The 26797-nt window shown below is 73.3% G+C and carries 17 protein-coding genes; 11 read left to right on the top strand and 6 right to left on the bottom strand.

What is annotated here, in order from left to right:
• Positions 1–23: 23 nt before the first annotated feature.
• Entirely contained in the window at positions 24–290 is a 267-nt protein-coding gene (locus DMB42_RS27325) for a hypothetical protein (protein WP_125637895.1), read from the top strand.
• A 46-nt stretch (positions 291–336) separates the two neighbouring features.
• On the opposite strand, the gene DMB42_RS27320 is transcribed toward DMB42_RS27325, so the two are convergent.
• Entirely contained in the window at positions 337–1344 is a 1008-nt protein-coding gene (locus DMB42_RS27320) for a saccharopine dehydrogenase (RefSeq protein ID WP_125637894.1), read from the bottom strand.
• 78 nt (positions 1345–1422) lie between these two features.
• On the opposite strand from DMB42_RS27320, the gene DMB42_RS27315 reads away from it, so the two are divergent.
• Positions 1423–2013 carry a TetR/AcrR family transcriptional regulator gene (locus tag DMB42_RS27315; RefSeq protein ID WP_125637893.1) on the top strand — a complete coding sequence of 197 codons (591 nt, stop codon included), beginning with the start codon at positions 1423–1425 and terminating at the stop codon, positions 2011–2013.
• Between the two features lie 241 nt (positions 2014–2254).
• Here DMB42_RS27315 and DMB42_RS55190 read toward each other — a convergent pair whose 3' ends face one another.
• From DMB42_RS55190 to DMB42_RS27305, 3 genes are read right to left on the bottom strand one after another with little or no spacing between them, the layout of a single operon-like run.
• Positions 2255–2407 (bottom strand): hypothetical protein, encoded by a 153-nt coding sequence (locus tag DMB42_RS55190; protein WP_260477978.1) that lies wholly within the window; start codon positions 2405–2407, stop codon positions 2255–2257.
• Complete coding sequence (locus DMB42_RS55185) at positions 2383–2673, bottom strand: hypothetical protein (RefSeq protein ID WP_260477977.1); 291 nt, start codon at positions 2671–2673, stop codon at positions 2383–2385. The genes DMB42_RS55190 and DMB42_RS55185 overlap by 25 nt, the downstream gene beginning before the upstream one ends.
• A gap of 50 nt (positions 2674–2723) precedes the next feature.
• Positions 2724–5504: a BTAD domain-containing putative transcriptional regulator gene (locus DMB42_RS27305; RefSeq protein ID WP_125637892.1), complete on the bottom strand. Its 2781-nt coding sequence runs from the start codon at positions 5502–5504 to the stop codon at positions 2724–2726.
• 278 nt (positions 5505–5782) lie between these two features.
• Between DMB42_RS27305 and DMB42_RS27300 the strand changes: the two genes are divergently transcribed.
• The 5 genes from DMB42_RS27300 to DMB42_RS27285 all read left to right on the top strand — a co-directional run bounded on the left by DMB42_RS27300 (position 5783) and on the right by DMB42_RS27285 (position 17269).
• Entirely contained in the window at positions 5783–8992 is a 3210-nt protein-coding gene (locus tag DMB42_RS27300; protein WP_125637891.1) for a DNRLRE domain-containing protein, read from the top strand.
• Positions 8993–9005: 13 nt separating this feature from the next.
• The gene (locus tag DMB42_RS27295; protein WP_125637890.1) at positions 9006–15095 is read left to right on the top strand and encodes an RHS repeat-associated core domain-containing protein; all 6090 of its coding nucleotides are present in this window, start codon (positions 9006–9008) and stop codon (positions 15093–15095) included.
• On the top strand, positions 15092–15250 hold the full coding sequence (locus DMB42_RS53430; RefSeq protein ID WP_185844884.1) for a hypothetical protein: 159 nt from the start codon (positions 15092–15094) through the stop codon (positions 15248–15250). Before DMB42_RS27295 ends, DMB42_RS53430 begins: the two co-directional genes overlap by 4 nt.
• 106 nt (positions 15251–15356) lie before the next feature.
• Positions 15357–16826, top strand: a complete 1470-nt coding sequence (locus DMB42_RS27290) for an MFS transporter (RefSeq protein WP_125637889.1) — start codon at positions 15357–15359, stop codon at positions 16824–16826.
• Positions 16823–17269, top strand: a complete 447-nt coding sequence (locus tag DMB42_RS27285; protein WP_125637888.1) for a MarR family winged helix-turn-helix transcriptional regulator — start codon at positions 16823–16825, stop codon at positions 17267–17269. The genes DMB42_RS27290 and DMB42_RS27285 overlap by 4 nt, the downstream gene beginning before the upstream one ends.
• On the opposite strand, the gene DMB42_RS27280 is transcribed toward DMB42_RS27285, so the two are convergent.
• The gene (locus DMB42_RS27280; protein WP_125637887.1) at positions 17259–17819 is read right to left on the bottom strand and encodes a GNAT family N-acetyltransferase; all 561 of its coding nucleotides are present in this window, start codon (positions 17817–17819) and stop codon (positions 17259–17261) included. The two genes, DMB42_RS27285 and DMB42_RS27280, sit on opposite strands and share 11 nt — an antisense overlap.
• A 75-nt stretch (positions 17820–17894) precedes the next feature.
• Positions 17895–18329: a peptidase inhibitor family I36 protein gene (locus DMB42_RS27275; protein WP_125637886.1), complete on the bottom strand. Its 435-nt coding sequence runs from the start codon at positions 18327–18329 to the stop codon at positions 17895–17897.
• A 140-nt stretch (positions 18330–18469) separates the two neighbouring features.
• Between DMB42_RS27275 and DMB42_RS27270 the strand changes: the two genes are divergently transcribed.
• The 4 genes from DMB42_RS27270 to DMB42_RS27255 all read left to right on the top strand — a co-directional run bounded on the left by DMB42_RS27270 (position 18470) and on the right by DMB42_RS27255 (position 26647).
• Positions 18470–18955 carry a MarR family winged helix-turn-helix transcriptional regulator gene (locus DMB42_RS27270; RefSeq protein ID WP_125637885.1) on the top strand — a complete coding sequence of 162 codons (486 nt, stop codon included), beginning with the start codon at positions 18470–18472 and terminating at the stop codon, positions 18953–18955.
• A 79-nt stretch (positions 18956–19034) separates the two neighbouring features.
• Entirely contained in the window at positions 19035–20474 is a 1440-nt protein-coding gene (locus tag DMB42_RS27265) for an MFS transporter (RefSeq protein ID WP_125637884.1), read from the top strand.
• A 35-nt stretch (positions 20475–20509) separates the two neighbouring features.
• Positions 20510–20995, top strand: coding sequence for a PPOX class F420-dependent oxidoreductase (locus DMB42_RS27260; protein ID WP_125637883.1), 486 nt, complete (start codon positions 20510–20512; stop codon positions 20993–20995).
• 156 nt (positions 20996–21151) lie between these two features.
• Positions 21152–26647 carry a fibronectin type III domain-containing protein gene (locus DMB42_RS27255; RefSeq protein WP_125637882.1) on the top strand — a complete coding sequence of 1832 codons (5496 nt, stop codon included), beginning with the start codon at positions 21152–21154 and terminating at the stop codon, positions 26645–26647.
• Positions 26648–26797: the final 150 nt, after the last annotated feature.

The raw sequence follows: 26797 nt of genomic DNA, 5'->3' as shown, positions 1-26797 counted from the left end.
CGTGATCTCGGCACCATGCCGACATGAGTGCCGGCCTGATCCGCAGGGCCGGTTGGGATCAGATCGTCCTCTGGACACCCGGCGTTCCCGGCTCCGGCTCGTGGCCGCCACCGGGCGAGATCGTGAAACCCAAGCTCACGATCGCCCAATGGCTTCTCGCGATCGACGTCCACGAACGCTGGGCCGCAGCCGCCGATCGCACCGGACGTCACGAAGCCGCCGCCCAAGAACGCGAACTCCGAGAACTGATTCTCTCCCGGCTTCAAGCGCACGGGATTCCGACTTCCTGAAGACTCCACGGGCGACTCCGCGGGCCTCTCCGGGCCAGTGGGCGCGTCAGCGGTCGCCGTGCGCGTCGGTGAGGACGGCGCCGATCTCCGCCATCCGCTCGGCCGCGTAGCCGGGGTCGATCAGTGCCTCGGGGGTGTGGAGGCCGGGCGGTACGGGGGCGCCGCGCAGGCCGAGCAGTCGTTCGACGCCGAGGGCGACGCCGAGCGCCGTCAGGGGGCGCTGCCCCTCCGGGTGGTGGAGGTAGCGGCTCGTCCTGAGTGGCGCGCCCGCGCGATCCACGCCTTCGAGGTCGATCCTGACCTCCGTGGACGCGGGCCCGCCGCGCCGCCTGCCCGCCGATTCACCGATCGCGAACGCGAAGCGGACGTTGGGCGCGCCCGTCGCGAGGGCCAGGCTCGGCACGTCGAGGATGGGGACGATCTGGCCGGGCAACACGGTGCCGTCGACGCTGGTGACCTCCACCTCCGCGTCGGGACCGCCGACCCAGTGGAAGACGCCGTCGCGGCGGACGTGCCCCGCCGAGGCGGCGGCCAGCAGGCGTTCCATGTCCGCCGTGGCCGCGGGACCGCCGCTGTCCTGTTCGTCCAGCACGCCGCCGACCTCGATGGTGTCGAGCCGGTCGAACTCCCTGGCCAGGCCGAGCACCACGAGCACGACGAGCCCCGCGTACCAGTGGCTGGCCAGCAGGATCGGCGCCGCGCCGGCTCGCAGGCCGGCGGCGACGACCTCGGGTCCGATGTCGACCAGGCCGCTGGAGATGCTGACGTACGGCAGGCCGCGGTCCTGCGCGTAGCGCAGTCCGTTCAGGTGGCTGTCCCAGACCGTCGCCACGACCGCCGAGTGGCCGCCGGCCTCCTGGAGGCCGAGGTCGCCGCGCCGCAGATCGATGGTGGCGGCGGTCGCGCCGCCGAGCTCGTCGGCGACCCGCCGGGCGCGGCCGAGATCGCGGCCCGCGATCGTCAGCGGCAGCTCCGGGTACCACCGGCGCAGAAGGGTCGCGGTCGCCGCGCCCGCCTGGCCGGATCCACCCAAGATCAGTACGGAGTGCTCCATGGTGACGTCCTCTCACTAACCTACATTCTGTAACTTACATTTTGTAGCTTAAGCTGAGAGGCGACGCAAGGGAGGACGATGGCCACCGGATCGACTCGCCTGTCCAAGCCGGCCAGGCGGGAGCAGTTGCTCGACACCGCCATGTCGATCGTGCGCGCCCACGGCACCGACAACCTCACGCTGCTCAGCCTCGCGGAGGCCGCCGGAGTGAGCAGGCCGGTCGTCTACGACCATTTCGGCACCCGCCCCGGCCTGCTGATCGCGCTCTACCGGCGGCTCGACGAGCGACACCGGGCCGCCTCGGAGGAGGCCCTGCATGACGCCCCGGCCGTCCCCCGCGAGATCGCCCGCGTCCTGAGCGCCGCCTACTTCGCCTGCGCCACCGACATGCCGGAGTGGACCGCCGTCTCGGCCGCACTCAAGGGCAGCCAGGAGATGGAGGCGATCGAGCGCGAGCTGCTCGACGGGTACACGGACCTGATGGCCACCGCCCTGCGGCCGTACTCGGGGCTCACGCGGGAAGCACTCCGGCTCCGCTGCGTCGGCGTGCTGGGCGCGGCCGAGGCGATCGCCGCGGAGCTGAACCGGGGGCGTGCCACCGCCGCCGAGGCCATCGCGGCGCTGACGGACCTGACCGTCGGCAACATCGACGCCGCGGCCGCGGACTGACGCCGCCGCGATCCGCCGTACAGCGGCGAAGGCCAGGCCCCCGGGAGGGCGTCACCCCTCAGGCCGGCCGCAGCCCCTCCCCTGCCGTCTCGTGCACGCTGCGTCGAAGGGCATGCACTTCGGACGCTCGCGACCAGGCAGTAGTGCGAGGGACGATCTGAGAGATGCGCTGGTGGGACCAGCCCAGCGCGCCGCCGGCGTGGTAGGTGGTGCCGTAGGTGGCGCAGCCAGACGCCTGGCGTCACCTCGCGGCCTCGCGGGACAGGGTGAGGAGGCGGCGGGGGGTGTCGATCTTGGTGACGGTCACGGTGATCTCGTCGCCGGGCCGGGGTGCGCCGGCCGGGTCGCCGGTGGGACGGGGGAGGTGGATCAGGCCCTCGACGCCGTCCGCCACGCGGACGAAGACGCCGAAGCGTTCGACGGCCGCGACCGTGCCCGACAGGCGGCGGCCCGGGCGCCGACGTCCAGGAGGTCGGCCGCGGAGCGCCCGAAGGAGCTCCAGGAGAGGTCGAGCGGGCCGATGACGCCGACCGGACCGCCGTCGAAGGCGTCGAGCAGTACGGCCGCGCCCGATCGCGTGATCTCCGCGACGGTCCCGGAGAGCACGTCACCGGCGTTCACGGTCCGCAGGAACGCGGTGACGGGCGATTCCTCCTCCACGCCCCCATGATGACAGCCCAAGGCGGGTCCACCACGTCGTACGTGCTCGGTCAGGCGGGCAGGCGGGTTCTGAGGTGGGCGGCGGAGGGGTGTTCGAGCTCTTCGAGGAGGACCAGCGCCTGCCGCCACGCGCAGGCGGCGGCGTCCGGGAGGGCCGCCTCGTCCAAGGTGTCGCCGAGGCGGGTGAGCGTGTCGGCCTGGTGGTAGCGGTCGCCGGCGTCGCGGAACAGCTCGACGGCGCGCTCGTACCAGGAGACGGCCTCCTCGTGGCGGCCGAGGCCGTGGCAGGCGTAGCCGAGGCTGTCGCACGAGTTGGCCTGCCCGAGCCGGTCGTCGAGCCGCTGGTGCAGGTCGAGCGCCTGGCGGCAGTGGTCGAGCGCCTGTTCCTGGTCGCCGAGCTGGGCGTGGAACCAGCCGACGGCGTTGAGCGCGCGGGCCTGCCCGGTCAGGTGGCCCGACTCCCGGTACAGGGTGAGCGCCTGTACGGCGTGGCCGAGGGCGTCCTGGTGGTGGCCCTTCCAGCCGTACATGGTGGACAGGTTGCCGTGGACGCGGGCCAGGCCGGTGGACTCGCCGAGGTCGGCGTACAGGTCGAGGGCGAGCAGGAAGTGGCCGCGGGCCTCCTCGAAGCGGTCGGCGGCGGTGTTGGCCCAGCCGAGGTTGACGTGGGTGTACGCCTGCCCGAGCCGGTCGCCGCCGCGCCGGGCGGCGGCCAGCGCGGTGGTCTGGACGGCCAGGTGCTCGTGCCGCATCCCGCGGCGGTCGAGGAAGTCGGCGAGGGCCCAGCCGAGCTGCCAAGCATGCGTGTCGAACCCCTGGTCAGCGGCATGGGAGACGGCGGCGACGAGCACCGCGCACTCGGCGGTGAACCAGGCCAGCGCCGCCCGGTCGTCCACCGCCTCCTCGCTGACCGTGCCGTCGCCGGGCGGCACGGTCGAGATCGGGTCGCGGACCGGGTTCAGCAGCAGCGCCGCGGCGTGGGCGGCGTACAGGTAGTGGTCGAGGAGCCGGCGCGTCGCGGCGCGGCGCTCCGGCTCGGGGGCGAGCGCCTGGACGAGCTCGACGGCGTGGGCGCGCAGCAGGTCGTGGAAGGTGTAGCGGCCGGGGGCGTGCTGGGTCAGGAGGTGGGCGCGGCACAACTCGGCCAGCAGCGGGCGCGCCAGCGCGACCGGCAGGCCCGCGAGGCTGCCCGCGGCGGGCAGGCTGAGGTCGGGGCCGGGGTGCAGGCCGAGCAGCCGGAACAGCCGCCCGGCCTCGGCGCTGAGCCCCTGGTGGGACCAGGAGAAGACGCACCGGAGCTGCGTGCCGGGGCCGTCGGCGTCGAACGCGTCCAGGTTGTCGTGGGCGGCGGGCAGTTCCCCGGCGATGGCGGCCAGCGGGAACCCGGGGTGGACGGCCGCCCGCGCCGCGATGACGGCCAGCGCCAGCGGCAGCCGCGCGCACCGGGCGATGATCTCGGCCGTGGCGTCGGGCTCGGCGGCCACCCGTTCGCCGCCCAGCCGGCGGGCCAGCAGTTCCCGGGCCTCGGGGACGGACAGCAGGTCGAGGCGGAGCGGGTGGGCGCCCTCGGCGGCGATCAGGCCGGAGAGCTGGTCGCCGCTGGTCACCAGCACCAGGCAGCCGGGCGCGCCGGGCAGCAGCGGGCGTACCTGCTCGGCGTCGCGCGCGTTGTCCAGCACGATCAGCATCCGGCGTCCGGCCAGCAGGCTGCGGTACAGCCCGGTCCACGCCTCGGGGGTGGCCGGGACGCGGTTCGCCGGCACCCCCAGGGCATCGACGAGCACGCGCATGGCCTCGACCGGCGACGTCGGCCGTCCGCGCTGGTCGAAGCCGCGCAGGTTCACGTAGAGCTGGCCGTCGGGGAAGCGGTCGCGTACGCGGTGGGCCCAGTGGACGGCGAGCGCGGTCTTGCCCACGCCCGCGGTGCCCGTCACGGCGGCGATGACGACGCCGGTCGGCTGCTCCCCCGCCGCGGCGAGCAGGGAGTCCAGGCGGGCGAGCTCGGCGGCGCGGCCGGCGAAGCCGTACACGCCGGGGGGCAGCATCGCCGCGACGTGCCCGGCCGGGTGCGCGACGGGGACGGCCTCGGTCTGGGAACGCAGCAGCGTGTCGTGCAGACGCCGCAGGTCGGCGCCGGGGTCGAGCCCGAGTTCGTCGGCCAGCCGCTTCTGCAGGGCGCGGTAGGCGTCCAGGGCGTCGGCCAGCCTGCCCGTGCCGTGCAGCGCCCGCATCAGGAGCTCGACCAGGGACTCCCGGTAGGGGTGCTGTTCGACCAGTTCCAGGGCCTCGGCGGTGACCTCGTGGTGGCGGCCCGTCGACAGCTCCAGCGCCAGGCATTCCTCCACGGCGGCCAGCCGGCGTTCCTGCCAGATCCTGGCCGCGCCTTCGAAGGCCCGGCCGCGGATGCCGGCCAGGAAGGGGCCGCGCCACAGCGACAGCGCCTCGCGGTAGCCGGCGACGGCCGCGGCCGTGTCGGCGCGGGCGGTCTGCCGTGCCGCCGCGGTCAGGCTCTCGAAGGTCCGGGCGTCCCGGCCGCGTTCGCCGGGGTGCAACAGGTAGCCCGCCCGCTGCGTGGTGATCAGGCCGGGGGCGGCCCCGGCGTCGACCAGCGTCCGGCGTAACCGGGTGACCAGGTCCTGGATCTGCCGTCGCGCGGAGGCGGGCGGCTCCTCCCAGACGACGTCCACGAGCTGGTCGACGGTGACGACCCGGTCGGCGTCCAGGAGCAGCGCGGCGAGGGTCCTCTCCTGCCGCGGCCCGTGCAGCGCCACCCGGCGCCCGCCCACCCTGACGTCCATCGGTCCGAGCATGCCGAACCAGGCTGTGGCCATACACGTTCTCCCTTGTTCCAGGCCCTCGACGGCCTGGACATCACCGCTGTCCAATGGCGAGGACGCGGCGAGGATCCGACGAGGGTGGATCAAGGATCGGCCGTCCTAGCGTGATCCACGTGACCACGCCGTGAACCGGCGACCAATTACCGACGGCCGCGCCGGACCGAAACAGTCCGGCGCGGCCGATCCCTGTGCCCGGCGATTCACGACTCCCTGACGACGGTCCTGTCGCGCCCTCGGGGCGCCACGTCCTCCCGCTGAAAGGAACCCCACTAGTGATCGACAAGCTGAGGGCCGTCGCACGGACCGGCGGGCCCCCGCCGTCCGCGCGCCGGGCCGGGACGCTCGTCCTGGCCGCGGCACTCCTGTTGACCGCGACCCCCGCGCTCCCCGCGGCGCTGGCCGAAACCCCGCCCGTGCCCGCCGCGACCCCCGAGGGGACGGCGCTGGCCAAGGCCAGGACGTCGGGCAAGCCGGTGGAGGTGACCACCGCCCGCACCGAGACCGCCGACGTGCTGGCGAACCCGGACGGCACCCTGACGCTGCGCGAGCACCTGCGTCCGGTGCGCGCCCGGGTCGACGGCGCCTGGCGGCCGGTGGACGACACTCTGCGCCGCAACCCCGACGGCACGATCTCCCCCCGGGCCACGACGTTCCCGATGACGTTCTCAGGCGGCGGCGCCGGGCCGCTGGCGAGCCTGGTCAAGGACGGCAAGACGCTGTCGCTGACCTGGCCCTCGCGGCTGCCCGCCCCCGTGCTGGACGGCGACACCGCCACGTACGCCGACGTCCTGCCCGGCGTCGACCTGAAGATCATCGCAGAGTCCGACAGTTTCGTGCACCACCTGATCGTCAAGGACCGGGCGGCCGCGGCCGACCCCCGGCTGCGTACCCTGCGCCTGGGCATCCGCGGGACCGGCCTGAACGTCACCGCGACCGCCGAGGGCGGGATCACCGCCGCCGACGGCGGCGGCACGCCGGTCTTCTCGGCGCCGGTGCCGCGCATGTGGGACTCCTCCCACAGCGCCGCCGCCGCCAAGGGCCTGGACGCCTCCAGCGCGGCCGAGGCGGCCGGGGCGGACGAGGACGGCCCGGTGCGCAACGCGCCGATGAAGGCCGTCGTGGAGCCCGGCGCGGGCGGCGGCACCCTGCGCATCACCCCCGACCAGGCCCTGCTGGACGACCCGGCCACCGTCTACCCGGTGGTCATCGACCCGATCTTCAGCGGCGGCTACAAGAACCACTGGGCCAACGCGGTCAAGAAGGCGAGCAGCTCCGGCGTCGCCAACACCGTCTACTACGACGGCGGCAACCGGGTGGGCAGCGAGAACCCGCCGGTGGCCCGGGTCGGCCACGAGACCGACACCGGCCTGACCGCCCGCGCCTACTTCGAGATGAACATCAACGGCCTCCAGGGCGCGCGCATCATCTCGGCCACCTTCAACGTCTTCAACGTCTCCTCCTGGAGCTGCTCGGCACGCGCGGTGGATCTGGGCTGGACCGGCGGGATCGGCAACTGGGTCACCTGGAACAACCAGCCCGGCTGGATCCGCACCCTGCAGACCAAGTCCTTCGCCCACGGCTGGGGCTCGTGCGGGTCGGCGGGCGAGGACTTCGCCGACGGCGCGGTCGCCGGGGCGGTGCAGGAGGCGGCCAACAACGGCCAGAGCAACATCACCTTCGGGTTGCGGGCCCAGAACGAGAGCGACGCCTACGGCTGGAAGAAGTTCCGGGTGGACGGCACCAACCCGGTGCTCCAGGTCACCTACAACCGCGCCCCCCGCCTGGTCTCCAAGACCGCCTTCCAGGGGCCGTGGAACAACAACTCCTCCGACCGGGCGATCCCGTGCAGCGCCACCAACCCCTCCTGGGAGGTGGTCGGCAACACCGACGTCACGCTGACGGCGACGGGCAGCGACCCCGACGGCGAGAACCTCAACGTGGCCTTCGGCCTCTGGTTCCACAACGGCCCGGCGGTGCGGTCGGACAACCGCACGGTGGCCAGCGGCTCGACCGCGACCGTGACCGTGCCCGCCGACCAGTTGCAGGACGGCGGGTACTACTGGTGGTACGCCAGCGTCTCCGACGGCGTGGACGGCGACTGGTCCACCAACTCCTGCCCGTTCACGGTGGACAAGACGGCCCCGACCAAGCCGGTCGTCACCTCCGCCGACGGCCGCCGCATCGACGTGGGCGAGGTGCCGGCCCGCTACACCCGCAAGGTCACGCTGACCTCCAGCGACGCCCACCTGGACGGCTTCTGCTACCGGCTCAACCTCCCGCTGTCGGTGGGCGGGGGCAAGTGCGGGGGCGGCACCTACGTCAAGGCCGGGCCCGACGGCTCGGCGACCGTCGAGATCTACCCGCACCGCTGGCCCAACAACCGGCTGCACGCCGCCGCCATCGACGTCGCCGGCAACGTCTCGCCGTACGACGGGTCGCCCTCGCAATCGGCGAGCAACACCACGCTGATCGTCACCGCGCCGCCGGTCTTCGTGGCCGACCCCGACGGCATGGTGTCCGGCGACCGCGACGGCGCGCTGACCGGCGACGGCCGTCCCGACATCCTGGCCACCAACAACAGCGGCACGCTGCGGCTGTACGCCGGCCGGGGCGACGGCACCACCGACGGCGGCACCGACGTGGCCTACTCCGGCTTCGGCGGCGCGCTGCTGGCCCACCGCGGCGACTTCGTCGGCCCCGAGGACGGCATGGGCAGGGACGGCTACGAGGACATCTTCGTCCGCTCGACGTCGGGCAGGCTGTCGTTGTACCCCAACGAGGGCACCGGCTGGCCGTCCCACGAGGGCAGGCGTGAGCTGCGGCATCCCGGCGGCGGCGACTGGTCGGCGGCCACCCGGATCATCGCTCCCGGCAACATCGACGGCCGGCCGGGCGCCGACCTGATCGTGGTCGAGGGCGGCCGGCTCAACCTCTACACCGGCACCGTGGCCGGTCCCCTGGCCACGGCGGCCAACGGCGAGCTGGCCGCGCCGCGCGTCCTCGACGTCCCGTCCGGCGGGGCCGGCTCCGCGCCGATCAGCCTGGACGGCTACGACGCCTTCACGCCCGGCGACGTGATCGCCGACGCGGACGGCGACGGCTCCCCCGACCCGCAGAACGCCGCGGACGTCGTGCTGCGCCGCCGGGACAGCGGCGCGGTGACGCTCTACCCGGGCTCGTTCACCGACTCCGGCGAGTACGTGCTCGGCGAGGGACGCGCCTACGGCACCGAGACCTGGCCGGCCGCCGGCTACCCGTGGATCGCCGCGCCCGGCGACCTCCAGGGCACGGTCGCCGACGTCGACGGGGTCAAGACCTTCAGGCCGACCCCCGGCAAGGAGGGCCCCGACTTCTGGGTCGCCGCCCAGACCGCGGCGCTCTCCGACGGCTTGTACCTCTACCCGGGCTCGCCCGCCGGCAGGGAGCCGGCGGTCAACGTCGGCGGTCCGGGCTGGACCGGCTGGATCACCGGAATCTCCTGAACGGGGCCTGACGATGATGCGAAGAACAGTCATGGCCGTCGTGGCGGCGCTGGCGGCGGGGATGCTCCACCCGTCGCCGGCGCAGGCCGCACGGCCGGAATTCAAGATCCGTCCGGTGCAGAAGGAGCACTCGGTCCCCGGCGGGAAGGTCACCAGGGACGCTCCGGCGCCCCTGGCCGACTCCCAGACGCGGACGTGGAAGACCCCGCCCGCCGTCGCCTGGCCAGGGGCGGGCCGGGTGCAGGTGGACCTGCGCGCCGCCGGGCGGCAGGACGCGCGGGCGGGCAAGGCCGCGCCGGGGTGGAAGGGCGTACGGGCCGGGGAGCTGCCGGTCACCGTGGGCGTGCCCACCGCCGACGGGCCCGGCAGCGCCGAGGTCGAGCTGTCCTCCCGCGAGGACGCCGCCCGGGCGGGCGTGGACGGCCTGCTGCTGGCCGTCCGGCCCGACACGCCGGGCACGCTGTCGGTCAAGGTCGGGTACGGGACCCTCAAGGGCGCCTTCGGCGGCGACTGGGCCTCCCGCCTGTCCCTGGTCACGTTGCCCGGGTGCGCGCTGAGCACCCCTGACCTGCCGCAGTGCCGTACCAGGACGCCGCTCGCGGCGGTCAACGACACCGGGGCGGGCACGCTCGCCGCCGACGTGCCCGCTCCGGGCGTGGCGGTGCTCGCGACGGTCGCCGCGCCGAAGGGCGCGACCGGCACGTACGCCGCCACCTCCCTCGCGCCGTCCGGCACGTGGTCGGACGGCGGCAACTCCGGCGGCTTCGCCTACACCTACGGCATCGAGGTGCCGCAGGTGCCCGGCGGGCTCGCGCCGTCCGTCGAGCTGCTCTACTCCTCCTCCGCCGTGGACGGCCGGGTCGCCGCGACCAACAACCAGCCGTCCTGGCTGGGCGAGGGCTGGGAGTACGAGCCCGGCTTCATCGAGCGTTCCTACCAGGGCTGCGCCGACGACCAGGGCAACGGCGCCAACAACAGCACCAAGACCGGCGACCTGTGCTGGAAGTCCGACAACGCCACCCTGTCGCTGAACGGCTCGGCGACGTCCCTGGTCCGCGACGACGCCTCGGGCACCTGGCGGCTGTCGCACGACGACGGCTCCCGGGTCGAGCACCTGCGCGGCACCGCGGCCGACACCGCCAACGGCGACGACGACAACGAGTACTGGCGGATCACCCGGCCCGACGGCACGCAGTACTGGTTCGGCAGGAACCGGCTGCCCGGCTGGGGCTCCGGCAAGCCGGAGACCGGCTCGGCCTACACCGTCCCGGTGTTCGGCAACCACGCGGGCGAGCCGTGCCACGCGGCGGCCTACGCCGACTCCTCCTGCTCGCAGGGCTGGCGCTGGCAGCTCGACTACGTGGTGGACCCGCACGGCAACGCCATCGCCTACTACTACGACCGGCAGACCAACTCCTACGCCAAGGCCGGCTCCCCCACCGCGAACACCGACTACGTCCGCGCCGGCCACCTCAACCGCATCGAGTACGGCCTGCGCGCCTCGGACGTCTTCGCGACGCCCGCGGCGAAGGTGAGCTTCGGCGTGTCCGAGCGCTGCCTGTCCGCCTGCGACGCCTTCGACGTGGCGCACGCGGCCAACTGGCCGGACACGCCGGTCGACCAGAACTGCGCGCGCGGCGCCAAGTGCACGACGGTCGGCCCGACGTTCTGGACGCGCAAGCGGCTGACGTCCATCAGCACGCAGGTGGGCGGCCGGGTGGCCGACTCCTGGGCGCTGACGCAGGACTTCCCCGGCACGGGTGACAACACCGCGGCCGGCCTGTGGCTGTCGAAGATCGTACGCACCGGGTCGGGCGCCGGGGACCCGATCACCCTGCCCGCGACCACGTTCGCCGGCACGCTCATGGAGAACCGGGTGGACTCCGACGAGGGACGCCCGCCGCTGTACAAGTACCGCATCACCCGGATCGGCACCGACACCGGGGCCGACACCCTGGTCGCGTACTCGGCCAAGGACTGCGCCGCCGGCGCCACCCCGGACCCGGCCGGCAACAACCGCCGGTGTTACCCGTCGTGGTGGACGCCCGAGGGGTACGCCGAGCCGGTCAAGGACTGGTTCCACAAGTACGTGGTGACCCAGGTGGTCGAGGACGACAAGGTCGCCGGGTCCGGCTCGGAGTCCGTCGTCACGTCCTACGACTACCTGGACGGCGCGGCCTGGGCGAAGGACGAGGGCGAGTTCACCCTCGACAAGCACCGCACGTACAACCAGTTCCGCGGCTACCGGACCGTACGGACCAGGGTCGGGGAGGCGGCCCGCAGCCAGACCGACACCGTCTACCTGCGCGGACTGGGCGGGACGGTGACCGACTCCGAGGGCAACCAGGTGAGCGACGACCCCGCGCTGGCCGGGAACACGCTGGAGACCCTCACCTACACCGGGGAGGGCGGCGCGCTCTCCTCGGCGTCGGTGTCCGAGCCGTGGTTGTCGCCGGTCACCGCGACCCGGGCGGTGAAGGACCGGGCGGCGCTCACCGCCCGGCGGACCGGGACGTCCGTCAAGCGCAGCCGTACGCTCGTCACGACGGCGACCGGCACGGCCTGGCGGCGCACCCGGGCCGACTACACCTTCGACGACCTCGGCCAGGTGTTGTCGTCGGCGGACCAGGGCGACACCGCGGTCAACGGTGACGAGGAGTGCGTCACCACCACCTACGCCGCCAGGGACACCGGCAACTGGCTGGTCTCGTACCCGTCGGTCGTCAGGACCACCGGCGGGACCTGCGCCGCGCCCGGGGCGGTGTCCGCCGAGACCCGCACCTTCTACGACGGCCAGCCCCTCGGCACGGCTCCCAGGCCGGGCCAGGCGCACGTCACCCGGACCGAGACGCTGGACCGCATGGACGGCTCCACGCCCGTCCACACGGCCACCACCGCGACCCACGACGCGTACGGCCGGGTCACCGGCGTGACCGACGAACTGGGCCGCGCCACCACCACCGCCTACACCCCGGCCACCGGCGTCCCGACGGGGACGACCGTCACCGACCCCAAGGGCTTCACCACCACCACGACCCTGGACGGGGTGCGCGGGCTGACGCTGTCGACGTCCGACGCCAACGGCCGCACCACCCTGACCGACCACGACGCGCTGGGCCGGCTGGTCAAGGTGTGGCTGCCCGGCCACGACCGCGCCGCCGCCGCCGACCTGCTGTTCGGCTACGCCGTCTCCGCCACGTCGCCGACGGCCGTGACGAAGAAGGACCTGCTCGACGACGGCTCCTACCGGACGACGACCACCCTGTACGACGGCCTGCTGCGCGAGCGGCAGACCCAGCAGGAGGCCCACGGCGGCGGCCGGCTGGTCACCGACACCTTCCTGGACTCCCACGGCCGGTCGTGGAAGACCAACGCCTCCTACTGGAACTCCGCGCCGCCGGACACGTCGCTGTTCGGCGCCGCGGACAACCTGGTCCCCTCCCAGACCGTCACCGAGTACGACGGCCAGGACCGGCCGACCGCCGAGATCTTCAAGTCGCTGAACGTGGAGAAGTGGCGCGCCACCACCTCCTACGGCGGCAACTACACCGCGACCGTCCCGCCGGAGGGCGCCGCGGCCACGCTGACCGTGACCGACGTCAGGGGCAGGACGACCGAGCTGCGGCAGTACGCCGGCCGCGTCGCGGACTTCGCCGACTCCCGCGCCGACGTCACCCGGTACGAATACGACCAGGCGGGACACCTGACCAAGGTGGCCGACCCGGCGGGCAACACCTGGACCTACTCCTACGACCTGCGCGGGCGCAGGACCGCGCTGTCCGACCCGGACGTCGGCCTCACCCGCTGGACCTACGACGCGGCCGGCCGCCGCACCGGGACCACCGACTCCCGCGGCGTCACGCTCACCTACGCCTACGACGAGCTGGGCCGCAAGACCTCGGCCTCCCAGGGGGCGACCAAGTTCGCCGAGTGGACCTACGACACCCTGCCGGGCGGCAAGGGCCTGCTCACCTCCTCCACCCGCTACGACGAGGGCGGCGCCTACGTCAACGCGGTCAAGGGCTACGACGCCGCGGGCCGGGCGACCGGCTCGACGGTGACGATCCCGCCGAGCGAGGGGCTGCTGGCGGGCGCGTACACGGTCGGGACCACGTACCGGTCCGCGACCGGGCTGGTGGCCTCCACCTCCTACCCGGCGTCCGGCGGGCTGCCCGCCGAGACCGTCCGGCCGGGCTACACCCGGCTCGGCCAGCTCGCCTCGCTCGACAACGGCTCCAGGACGTACGTGAGCGGCACGCAGTACTCGCCCTACGGGGAGGTCCTGCAGACCGTGCTCGGCGACGTCGGCGCCCGGGTCGTGCGCACCCTGGACTACCAGGACGCCACCCGGCGCCCGGCCCGGGTGGTCGACGACCGGGAGAAGGTCGGGCCGCAGACCATCGACGACACCGTGTTCACCTACAACCCGGCCGGTGACGTCGTCAGCGCCCGCGACTCGCGCGACGACAGGTCCTCGACCGACACCCAGTGCTACGCCTACGACCACCGGCGGCGGCTGACCGAGGCGTGGACCGCCACCGACGACTGCGCGGCGGCGCCGTCCGCCTCGACCGTCGGCGGGCCGGCTCCGTACTGGCAGTCGTTCAGCTTCGACGTGGTGGGCAACCGTACCAAGGAGGTCCAGCACGGCGGCGCGGGCGACGTCACGCGCACCTACACCTACCCCGCCGCCGGCCGGCCGCAGCCGCACACCCTGCAGAAGGTGGAGACCACCGGCCCCGGCGCCCGCACCGACACCTACGAGTACGACGCCACCGGCAACACGAAACGCCGCGTCACCGCGCTCGGTGACCAGAGCCTGACCTGGAACGCGGAGGGGGACCTGAGCGCCTCCACCGTCGCGGGCCGGACGAGCACCTTCGTCTACGACGCCGACGGCAACCGGATCATCCGCCGCGACCCCGGTTCAGTCACCCTCTACCTCGACGGCCAGGAGCTGACCCTGGCCGGGGGCAAGGTGAGCGGCACCCGCTACTACGAGGGCCCCAAGGCCACGGTGGTGCGGACCGGCGACGGGAAGGTCAACTACCTGCTCGGCGACCGGCACGACACCGACGAGCTGGTGGTCAACGCCACCACGCTGGCCTACACCCGCAGGTCCACCACCCCGTACGGCGGGTCCCGGGGCACCGCGCCCGCCTCCTGGCCGGGCCAGAAGGGGTTCGTCGGCGGCACCGTGGACGACTCGACGGGCCTGACCCATTTGGGCGCGCGCGAGTACGACGTGGCCACCGGCCGGTTCGTCTCCGCCGACCCGATCATGGACCTGTCGGACCCGCAGCAGATCAACGGCTACGCCTATGCCAGCAACAACCCCATCACCTGGACCGACCCGACCGGCCTGCGGGTCTGCGACGGCCAGGAGTGCAAGGACATGGGCATCCGTCCCGACGGCCGGCCCTACCAGACGCCGCCCGCGTCTCCGCCGCCGTCCGCTCCCCCGGCCCGGACGAACCTCAGTTCGGTCTCCACGGGCGGCAGCGGCGGCGGGACGGGACGCAGCTACGGCGGCTCCACCACCACGACCAACCCCGGGGCGTGCACGAGCCAGTCGTGCATGCTGAGGTTCAACGACCCGGCCGCCGCCCGGCGCATCGCCGAGCTGATGGCCGAGAACAAGCGGATCAGCGACGCCCTCGCCGAGGAGCAGGCCAAGCGCCGGAAGGCGGAGGAGGCGCTGGCCAGGGAGAAGCAGAAGAAGAAGCGCAGCTGGTGGGACCGCTGGGGCCGGACGGTGGCGGCCGTCGCCGTCGGCGTCGCCGGGGCGGTCGCGGTGACCGCGTGCGGGATCACGGTGGTGTGCGGCGTGGCGTTGGGCGCCAGCTTCGCCATGGCGACGTACTCGGTGAACAACGCGGGCACCAGCGGGTTCACCTGGACCGGCCTCGCCACGGCCGGGATCACCGGGGCGGCGCTGGGCGGCGCCGGCCGCATGCTGAAGGCGGGCACGGAGCTGGCCAAGGCCGAGGCCGGGGTGAAACTGCCGATGGCCTCCGAGGCACTGAGAGGAGCCAGGAACATGACCACCAAACCCAAGGCGACCTGGTCGTTCACCAACTGGTTCAAGTTCCACAAGCCATGAGCCGGCTGGCGGAGATCGTGCGCAGACCGCGTACCTGGGCGGTCGTCGGAATGTTGATCCTGGTGAACCTGCTGGCGGTCCTCCTGCTGCCCGAGGAGATGTCGGCCTACGCGATCATCGTGATCTCGCTGACCGGCGCGGTCCTCATCGGCTAGCGCGCGCCGGGTGACCACCGGGAGTCCGTACAGGGGCGACCGGTGGTCACGCGGGCGGGCGGGGGGCGGCCCGACATGTCCTTAGTTATGCGAATATAATCGTTATATGCCTATAACCAGCCGAGCGCCGGCCGTCCCCGCCCCCTCGCTCAGCCCCCGGCGGCGGCTGCTCGTGCTGGCCATCTGCTGCATGAGCCTGTTCATCGTCGGGCTGGACAACACGATCGTGAACGTCGCGCTGCCCGCCATCCGCCGCGACCTGAACGCCTCCGTCTCCGGCCTGCAGTGGATCATCGACGCCTACACGGTGGTGCTGGCGAGCCTGCTCATGCTGGCCGGCTCGACCGGCGACCGGGTCGGCCGGCGGCGCACGTTCCAGACCGGGCTGGCGGTGTTCACGCTCGGCTCACTCATGTGCTCGCTCGCGCCCGGACTCGGCTGGCTGATCGCGGCCAGGGCGTTGCAGGCCGTCGGCGGCTCGATGCTCAACCCGGTCGCGATGTCGATCATCACCAACACCTTCACCGAGCCGCGCGAGCGGGCCCGCGCCATCGGCGTGTGGGGCGGCGTGGTCGGCATCAGCATGGCGCTGGGCCCGCTGGTGGGCGGCTCGCTGGTGGACTCGGTCGGCTGGCAGGCGATCTTCTGGATCAACATCCCGGTGGGGCTGGCCGCGTTCGCGCTGTGCGCGCTGTTCGTGCCGGAGTCGCGCGCGCCGCGCCCGCGCCGGGTGGACCCGGTCGGGCAGGTGCTGGTCATCGTGCTGCTGGCCACCCTGACGTACGCCCTCATCGAGGCGCCGACGGCCGGCTGGGCGTCGCCGCGCACGCTCGCCTGCTTCGCGGTCGCCGCGCTGGCGCTGGCCGTCCTGGCGCCGTACCTGCTGCGCCGCGACGAGCCCCTGATCGACCTGCGTTTCTTCCGCAGCGCGCCGTTCACGGGGGCGACCGTCATCGCCGTGTGCGGCTTCGCCGCGCTGGGCGGGTTCCTGTTCGTCAACACCCTCTACCTGCAAGAGGTGCTGGGCCTGTCCGCCCTGCACGCCGGGCTCTACACGCTGCCCATGGCGGGGCTGACCGTGGTCTGCGCGCCGCTGTCGGGGCGGATCGTCGGGAACGCCGGGCCCCGGGTCCCGCTGCTGGTGGCCGGGACCACCATGGCGGCCAGCGGCCTGATCATGACCGGGCTGACGGCGGACACGCCGCTCTGGCGGCTCATGGCCGCGTACGTGCTGTTCGGGCTGGGGTTCGGCATGGTGAACGCGCCGATCACCAACACCGCCGTGTCCGGCATGCCGCGCGCGCAGGCCGGGGTGGCCGCGGCGGTCGCCTCCACCAGCCGCCAGATCGGCCAGATGCTCGGCGTGGCGGTCATCGGCTCGCTGGTCACCTCGGCGGTGGCCGGGCCGTTCGCCGCCGCGTTCGCCGCGGCCAGCCACGTCGGCTGGTGGATCGTCACCGGGTGCGGGCTGGCCGTCCTGCTGCTCGGCGTCCTGACCACGACCGAGTGGGCCCGGCTCAGCGCCACCCGTACCGCCGAACGGCTCGCCCCCGCCGGAACGGCGGCCGCGTCATGAGCGACACCTCCGGCCAGGAGCCGGTGGCCCGCGTCTGGGCCGCCATGTACGACCTCGTCCTGCGGCAGGAGGACCGTCGCAAGGAGGTCGCCGAGACGCTCGGCATGAGCTTCTTCCGGGTCAAGGCGCTGCGCCGCCTGCTGGCCGGGCCGATGACCATGAGAGACCTGACGGCCGAGCTGTCCACGGACAAGCCGTACACCACGCTGATGGTGGACGACCTGGAACGGCGCGGCTACGTGACCCGCAGTGTCTCCCCCGGCGACCGGCGCAGCAAGATCGTCGCCCTCACCCCGGCGGGTACGGCCGCCGCCGCGGAGGCCGAACGCATCCTGGCCCGCCCGCCGCGCTCCCTGCTGGCCCTGGACCCCGGCGACCTGGCCGCCCTCGACCGCATCATGGCCACCCTGCGCACCCCGGAGGAGCCCGCGGTCAGCCCGTGAACGAGCCCAGCCGGGCGACGCCGAGGGTCTGCTCGGCGCCGAACTCCTCGAAGGCGGCGACGGGCTCGAACCCCAGGCGGGCGGCCAGTCGCAGGGAACGTTCGTTCGCGGTCCGGGTCACGACCAGGACCGGCTGGTCGGGCAGCTCGCCCGCCGCCACGCGCAGCGCGGCCGTCGCGGCCTCGTACGCGAGCCCGCCGCCCCACGCGGCGCGGCGCAGCACGTAGGACAGCTCCAGTTCGCCGCCGTCGGCGGTGACGTGCCCGGGGCGGTCGGCCGCGCGGCGGTCCAACGCCAGCGTGCCGAGGAGCCGGTTCGTCGTGCGGCCGGCGATGACGTAGCTGCCCGGGGCGGACGTCGCGGCGGCGGTCCCGGCCGCGTCGAGAAAACGTTCCACGTCGGCCCGGGGGCGCGGGCCGCCGAGGTGTTCGCGCACCTCGGGGTCGGTCATCAGCTCGACGAGGCCGTCGCGGTCGGCGTCCCGGGCCTTGCGCAGCAGGAGGCGGGCCGAGGTGATCTCGGTGGCGGACAGCGTGGGCGGCAGGCTCATGAGGCCCTGATCATAGAGCCCCGGCCGGCAGGAGGCCCGGCCGCGCGCGCGACCGGGCCGGGGGTGCCGCGGAGGTCAGCCGTGGGAGTCGGTGGCCGCCGCGCGCTTGATGGTCAGGTCGTCGCCGCCGATGGAGCAGGAGGGGCCGTTCGGGCCGCCGAAGCGGACGGAGTCGAAGAAGTCGCGGAAGGTGATGTAGAAGTTGCCCTTGCCGCGCGCGCCGGTGACGGCCGTGCAGCCGCCGTAGTCGGCCTCGGAGTAGAGATGGATGAGCGTGTCGGTACGGTTCCAGTCGGACTTGGCCCGGTCGCCCATGCCCAGGGCCGCCAGGTTGGCCGTGTTGCCCTGGAGCTGGACGATGTCCCCGGTGCCGTCGAGACCGGAGAACAGGCAGTAGTTGCCCTCCTGGCAGCGGTCGTACCCCGTCGCCGCCTGGGCGGGGGACGCCACTACGGCCAGGGCGGCCACGGCGATCGGTAACGCCAGAACGTGAAACTTCTTGCCCACCATGCCTCCATGGACGAAACTTTCCTTCCGCTCGAACATACATAGTGAGATCAACTTGCGCCAGACCGTCAGAGCGGGCGATTTGCCGGGTTCGCCGGCCGACAGATAATCCGCTACGGGATGAGTTGGGTAGCCTCGATGACATGACTTCCATGGCCCCCTCGCGTACCGAGCACGACCTGTCGTTCCTGCTCGACCACACCAGCCACGTGCTGCGGACCCGGATGGCGGCCGCCCTGGCGGAGCTCGGGCTGACCGCGCGCATGCACTGCGTGCTCGTGCACGCCCTGGAGGAGGAGCGCACGCAGATCCAGCTCGCCGAGATCGGCGACATGGACAAGACCACGATGGTGGTGACCGTGGACGCCCTGGAGAAGGCCGGGCTGGCCGAGCGCCGGCCGTCCAGCACCGACCGGCGGGCCCGGATCATCGCGGTGACCGAGAAGGGCGCGGAGGTGGCCCGGCGCAGCCAGGAGATCGTGGACGGCGTGCACACCGCGGCCCTCGGCTCGCTGCCCGGCAAGGAGCGCGAGGCGCTGGTACGCGCCCTGAACCGGCTGGTCACCGGCCACCTGGAGACCCCGGCCGAGGCCCCCCAGCCGGTACGGCGGGCCAGGGAACGGAGCTGAATAGTTCCGTCACATATCGTCTGTAACGGAACTATCTGCTACGGTCTCTCTTGTTCACCCCCTGAACAGGAGACGACCTATGTCCTTCCATTCCCGGCGCACAGCCCTGGCCGTGTTGTCGACCTCCGCCCTGATGACCATCCTGGACGGCAGCATCGTCACCGTGGCGATGCCCGCCATCCAGCGTGACCTGGGCTTCTCCGCCGCCGGGCTCAGCTGGGTGGTCAACGCGTACCTGCTCGCCTTCGGCGGTCTGCTGCTGCTCGCCGGCCGGCTCGGCGACCTCCTGGGCCGCAGGACCCTGTTCCTGGCCGGGAACGCGGTCTTCACCGGCGCGTCCCTGCTGGCCGGGGCGGCGACCGGCGAGGGCATGCTGATCGCCGCCCGGTTCCTCCAGGGCGTCGGCAGCGCGATGGCCTCCTCCGTCGTGCTCGGCATCCTGGTGACCCTGTTCACCGAGCCGCGCGAGCGGGCCAAGGCGATCGCGGTCTTCAGCTTCACCGGCGCGGCCGGCGCCTCGATCGGCCAGGTGCTCGGTGGCGTCCTCACCGACGTGCTGAGCTGGCACTGGATCTTCTTCATCAACCTGCCGATCGGGCTGGCGACGATCGCGCTGGCGCTGCCCGCGCTGCCCGCCGACCGCGGCCTCGGGCTGGCCAGGGGCGCCGACGTGACCGGCGCGCTGCTGGTCACCTCGGGTCTGATGCTCGGCATCTACACCGTGGTCAAGGTCGAGGAGCACGGGTGGCTCTCCGGGCGCACGCTGGCGTTCGGCGCGGTTTCGCTGGCCCTGCTCGCCGGGTTCTTCGTCCGCCAGGCCACCGCGCGCACGCCGCTGATGCCGCTGCGCGTGCTGCGTTCCCGCAACGTCGCCGGGGCGAACGTCGTGCAGATGCTCTCGCTGTCGGCGATGTTCGCCTTCCAGATCATCGTCGCCCTCTACATGCAGAAGGTCCTCGGGTACGGCGCGCTCGAAACCGGCCTGGCGATGTTGCCGGCGGCGGTGGCGATCGGTGGGGTATCGCTGTTCGTGTCGGCCCGGCTGAGCGCCCGCTTCGGCACGCCCGCCGTGTTGCTGGCCGGGCTGGTGCTCCTGCTGGCCGCGATGGGCTGGCTCACCCGGGTGCCGGTGCACGCGAACTACGTCACCGACCTGCTGCCGGTCATGCTGCTGATCGCGGGCGGCGGCCTGGCGCTCCCGGCGCTGACCGCGCTCGGCATGTCGGCCGCCCGCGCGGACGACGCGGGCCTGGCCTCCGGGTTGTTCAACACCACCCAGCAGATCGGCATGGCGCTGGGTGTGGCGGTCCTGTCCACGCTGGCGGCCTCCCGTACGCAGGAGTTGCGGGCCGGCGGGGCGGCCGAGGCCGCGGCGCTGACCGGCGGCTACCACCTGGCCTTCGCCACCTCCGCCGGCCTGCTGGCCGCGGCCGTCGTGGTCGCCCTGATCGTCCTGCGCCGCCCCCGGGCCGCCGATGCCCCCGCGGCGGTGCGGCCCGAGCAGCCGGCCGCCCTCTGACCTGACCCGACCCGACCCGAAAGGATCTGATCATCATGACCGAACCCTCGTACGGCCCCGGACAGGGCCCCGGCGCCCGCCCCCTCACCGAGGACGAACTGCTCGCGATCCTCGGCCGCCAGCCCTTCGGCGTGCTGGCGACACTGAAGCGCGACGGCCGGCCGCATCTGGCCTCGATGGCCCTGAACTGGGACGCGAGCGAGCGCGTCATCCGCTTCTCCTCCGCCGAGGGCCGCGTCAAGGTGCGCCACCTGCTGGGCGACCCGCGTGCGTCGGTGCACCTCCAGGGCGAGAACATCCTGTCGTACGCGGTGGCCGAGGGGCGGGCGGAGGTGTCGGAGCCGTCGGCGACCCCGGGGGACGCGACCGGCCGCGAGCTGCTGGCGATGTCCGGCGGCTTCGCCGACCCGGCGGACGAGGCCGCGTTCCTGGCGGAGATGGCCAGAGCCCGCCGCCTGGTCATCAGGCTCCGCGTCGACCACCTGTACGGCGTGGCCCTGGACGCCACCCCCGAAGGCTGACGGCGGCTACCGCCGAAGTTGCAGTCGGACAAGCCACCGTACGGCGGTTGATAGACGAAGAATCTCTATTTTTCGCCGTATTTCACGAGCTCAGGGCCATTGGTAGCGTCAGCCGCGCAACGCGGAGTGATCCTGAGCCAGGAGGCCGGTGTGGTCATGCGATGGTTGTCAGCCCTCATCCTGGTCTTCTCCGGGATCCTCGTGGTGACGGGGGCGGCCCCGGCCGCCGCCGCGTCGGTTCAGCCGGGACCGGGCCAGTTCTACGGCGTCCGGGTCCGGGTGCTGAGCAACGTGTCGATCGCGGCGGGGGCCACCACGACGGTCAAGGTGACGGGCGTGGGCGCGGTGCCCGCGAGCGGGGTCGCCAGCGTCGCGGTGAACTTCGCGGCCAAGGGCGCGAGCGCGGCGGGCGGCCTGATCGCCTTCCCCTCCGACCTGGCCGCGGCGCCCGCGGTGACGGGCACCCGCTACCGGTCCGGCGTGTGGGACGACCAGCTCGTGACGGTCAAGCTCGGCCCGGACGGCTCGCTCAAGGTCAAGAACACCGGCACGGCCGCCGTCAACGTCTACGCCGACGTGCACGGGTACTTCACCGCCACGGCCGCCGCGACGGCGGGAGCCCGGTACGTGCCGCTGGACACCGGCCGGGTCATCGGCAACCAGACGGTCGCGGCCAACTCGACCGCCACGTTCGCGGTGGCCGGGGTGGGCGGGGTGCCGACCTCGGGGGTGGCGTACGTGGCGCTGACGTTCGCGGTGAAGAGCACCGGGTCCGGCAAGATGATCGCCTACCCGTCCGGCGGCACGCTGCCCACCGGCTCGAACATCGACTACCGGCCCTCCTACTTCCAGTCGAACCTGGTCATCGCCGCCCTCGGGGCGGACGGCAAGATCGCCGTCAACAACAACGGGGCCGCCGCGCTGACGGTGTACGCCGACGTGGCGGGCTACTTCGCGACGCCCGCCGCCACGGTCGCCTCCTCGATCTTGGCGCCCGTCGCCCCGTCACGGACCCTCACCTCCGTGACGGTGGCGGCGGGCGCCTCGTACACGGTCGCCCCGCTGGGCAAGGGTGGCGTACCGGCCTCCGGGGTGAGCGCGGTCGGCGTGAACATCACCGCCAAGGGCACGGTCAACGGCCTGCTGCGCGTCCACCCCACGGGCCAGGCGAGCATCCCGGGCGGCGGCTCGATCGCGTACCAGCCGAACGACTTCTGGTCGAGCCTGGTGCCGGTCAAGCTGGGCAACGGCGGCACGTTCGTGATCCTGAACACCGGCACCGCGAGCGTCAGCGTGACCGTCGACACCTTCGACTACTACGGATCGGCGTCCGCGCCGTCCGCGCCGGCCGGTGTGAGCGCGACGGCGGGCGACACGACGGCGACCGTCTCCTGGCAGCGTCCCGCGGACGGCGGCGCGCCGATCAGCGGGTACACGGTCACCTCCAGCCCCGGTGACAGGACCGCGACGGTCTCCGGCGACCTGTTGAAGGCCACGGTCACCGGGCTGACCAACGGCACCGCGTACACCTTCACCGTGACCGCCGCCAACGCCGTGGGCACCTCGGCGAAGTCGGCCGCGTCCGCGCCGGTGACGCCGGCCGGGGCGGTCACCCGTCCCTCGCCGCCGCTCGGCGTGTCCGCGACGCCGGGCGACCGCACGGCGAAGGTCACCTGGCGCGCGCCCGCCTCCGACGGCGGCTCGGCGATCACCGGGTACGTCGTGACGGCCGCCCCCGGCGGCGCGACCGCGACCGTCGCCGGCGACCAGTTACAGGCCACGGTCACCGGCCTGACCAACGGCACCGCGTACACCTTCACCGTCACGGCGGCCAACGCGAACGGGGTCTCCGACGCCTCCGCGCCCGGCGACCCGGTCACGCCCGGCGTCGCGGGCAGGCCCGGCCGCCCGTTCGTCACCGGCGTGTACGGCAGGGACGGCGCGGTACGCGTCACCTGGGCCCCGCCCGAGACCGGCGCGGCGGGCGTGACCGGGTACGTCGTGACGGCCTCCCCCGGCGGCGCCACCGTGAACACGACGGCCACGGAGGCCACGGTCACCGGCCTGACCAACGGCACCGACTACTCCTTCACCGTCACCGCGGTCGGCGCGGCGGGCGCGGGAGACCCGTCGCCGCCCTCGGACGCGGTGCGCCCGGCGCCCGCCGAGGTGCCCATGTCCCCGCCCGCGCTGCTGGTGACCCCCCTCGACCAGCGCGTGGACGTGCAGTGGGCGCCCGCGGTGGACGGCGGCTCGGCGATCACCGGGTACACGGTGACCGTCCAGCCCGGCGGCCGGACCCTCGACACGCCGCCCGACACGACGGTCACCTCGGTGACCGGGCTGGCCAACGGCACCGCGTACACGGTCTCGGTCGTCGCCAGGAACGCGGTGGGCGCGAGCGCCCCGAGCACCGCGGCGGCGGTCACCCCGGCGGCGAGCCGGCCGCCCGGCGCGCCGACGCACCTGCGGGCCGGGCTCCCGGCCTCCGGCAGCGTCCAGGTCACCTGGGACGCGCCCGCCGACGTCGGCACCGGCCCCGTCACCGGCTACACGGTGACGGCCGGCCCCGGCGGCAAGACCGCGACGGTCACCGCCACCACCGCCACGATCTCGGGGCTGGACCCGGCCACGGCCTACACCTTCACCGTGCGCGCCACCAACGCCGCGGGCACCGGCACGGCCAGCGCCCCGACCGAGGCGATCACGCCGAAGCTCACGGTCAAGAGCGAGCCGCGGGTGTTGTCCCCGCAGGCGGCGGCCACGCTGCGGGCCGTACGGGGGCGGGCCCTGGAGTTCGAGAACCCGCCGGCGGAGGTCACCGGGCTCACCGCGGGCACGCTGCTGGTCATCGGCCAGACCGAACGCACCCCCGAAGGCTTCTTCGGCAAGGTGTCCGGCACCGCGCTGCAGAACGGGCGGTTCGTCGTCTCGACCACGGCCGCCTCGCTGAGCGACGCCTTCACCGACGCCAACTTCGCCACCGACGGCCGCGTGGACACCGGCGACCAGGTGGAGTTCGTGCCGTCGGTGCCGGGAGCGCGGCTGGTCAAACCCGTCGAGAACACCCGTGACCGGGCGGCCGGGCCGCAGATCGGCCTGCGGGACGGGAACCTGGTCATCGAGTTCGAGGAGTCGTTCGAGCAGAAGGGCCGCTCGATCACGAAGGTCGAGGGCTGGGCGGTGATCGACCAGGACACCAAGATGGGCGCCAGCACCGACTCCGCCGGCCGGGGCGTGGACATCAGCAACACCACGAAGATCAGCTCCGAGGTGCGGGTGAAGCAGGGCCTCGGGTTCTCCTTCGACAAGCGGGTGCACCTCGGGCACGTCAACGGGCCGTGCTTCACGTTCTGGGTGGGCAAGGTGCCGGTCGTGGTGTGCGTGCGCTTCTCGGTCGCGCTGTCGGTCGAGGCGTCCGCGTCGGTCGGGCTGAGCTTCGCCGTCCACTGGGACAAGCAGTTCGGCACACGCTGCCACACCAGCAAGAGCGGCACGTCCTGCACCCCGAACGACGGCGGCCCCGGCTTCTACAGCGACGGCGGCGTCGGGGCCTACGGCGACGGCACGGTCACCGCCGCCATCTCCACCGACATCGAGCTCCTGCTGTACGGCCTGGCGGGCCCCGCCCTGGTGGTGGACGTGCCGGGCGTGCAGCTCAAGGCCGACACCACGCAGAACCCGTGGTGGGAGCTGCGGGTGCTGGCCCGGCTCGGGGCCGCCATCGACCTGGGCTCGATCGGCAAGGACTACTCGGTCTGGCGCAAGGACGACATCATCAGCACGTTCTGGACGGTCACCCACGCCGCGGGCGCGTTCCAGGGCATCAAGGTCACCCCACAGCTCGGCGGGGTGGGACCGGGCCAGAACTACCAGTTCAGGGTCACCGTCTCCGGCTATCCCGACGACGTCGTCACCCAGTGGAAGCTGATCAGCGGCCCCGGCACGCTCACCCCGGACGGCCTGTTCAACTCCTCGCAGGAGGGCATGGCCGAGGTCGAGGTGACCAGCCCCGCGACCGGCGGGCACCCGCAGTTGCAGGCGCGCGGCGGAGTCGAGATCGGTACGAAGTACGGCACACCCGGCCCGCCCAAACTCGACACCTTCACCGCGCCGACGTTGCGCGGGGCCACCGTGAGCTGGTCGCCACCGGCCGACACCGGCATGAGCGACATCTCCGGCTACGTGGTGACCGCGACGGCCGAGGACGGCAGCCAGACCGCGCGGGCGTACGCCTATGGCGGCGACGCGACGCACCAGCTCGTCCAGGGGCTCACGCCCGGGGTGACGTACAGCGTCACCGTGATCGCGCAGAACGCCCAGGGCAGTGGCGAGCCGTCCGCGCCGCTGAAGCTGACGCCGACGGACGTGATCTTCTTCGGCCCGCCCTCCACGCTCGGCGCGGACCTCGCGGGCAGCACCGAGACGCAGGGCCGGCCCGACTCCTCCGGCACGGCGGGCGGCGCCACGGGCGCCGCGGCCTCCGGCGACGGCCGCTACATCTTCTTCATGACCAAGGCGCGCAGCAACCTCATGCCAGACGACCGGCGCGTACCCTCCAGCGCGGCGCCGTTCATCCTGCGCAAGGACACGCAGGGCGGCACGCAGGTCGTGTCGATGGGCGCCGACGGCGTCACCCCGGTCACCGGTTTCGTCGGCGGCCCGCTGGCCAGCCGGAACGGCAACGTGGTCGCCTTCACCTCGCTGGAGTGGACCGGCGTGCTGACCCCGAGGTCGATCGTGCACGACATCGCCGCCAGGACCTCCTGGACGCTGGAGGAGTACGGCTACGTCTCCGCCGTCAGCGACGACGGGCACGCGGTCGTCTACTGGAAGAAGCTGGACGTGCACTCGGGCTCCTCCCGGTGGAACCTCTACCGGCAGGTCAAGGGCGGCGCGGCGCAGAAGCTGACCTCGTGCGACTCGCAGACCGACGGCGACTGCCCGACCTCGACGGGCGAGGGCATCCTGTCCGGCGACGGCAACCGGGTGACCTGGTCCACCTACGACGCCACCGCCCAGAAGCACCACACCTGGCTGTACGACGCCGCCGCCGGCGGCACGACGGAGATCTTCCCGGGCACCGACATCGGCGACCCGATCATCTCCGGCGACGGGCAGGTGGTGGCCCTGCGGTTCACCGCGCATCCGTCCCAGGCCTCGTGCCTGATGGTCGCCAGGGTCGGCGGCGCCACGCCGGGCGCGGGCAACTGCCTGGTCCCCGAGGACGTCAACGGTTACGGCAAGGCGCTGTTCCTCAGCCAGACGGGCACCGCGCTGGCCTACGAGTACACCGACGACGACTCGGTGCGCAGCCTGCGCAGCTACCGGGGCGGCGTCACCCATCTGGCGGGCGGCGCGCCGGGGCAGTCGTGGCCGGTGACGGCGTTCATCACCGACGACGACCAGCGCCTGATCTACACCCTCGGCTACGACGGCGGCACGGCCACGGCCGACACCGTCGTCGCCCACGAGGTGCCGGGCGTGTGGTGGGACTTCACCACGGGCGGGATGCCCGGCGGCGCCCCGGCGCCCGCCGCGGCGCCCGCCGGGCGCTCGCCCGCCCGTGACCTGCGGGTACGCATGCCGGACAAGCCGGTCACGCTCAGCTCGGCGCGGCCACATCCGGACGTTTCCTCCTCCCGCGATTGACACCGGCGGGGGATCGGAGAACTCTCGGCGACAGGGAGCCCGGTTCCCCGCAGGTGGGGTTGCCGCGGAACACGTACGGCGGCAGGGGCGCGCGGGCTCCCCCGACACACCGGGCCCGGCTCACGGTGGGCAAGCCCGTGAGCCGGGCGA

Origin of the sequence: Nonomuraea sp. WAC 01424, assembly GCF_003947315.1 — a bacterium.
In the GTDB taxonomy this organism is placed as follows: Bacteria; Actinomycetota; Actinomycetes; order Streptosporangiales; family Streptosporangiaceae; genus Nonomuraea; species Nonomuraea spiralis.
This window is presented reverse-complemented; position numbering and strand designations above follow the sequence as displayed.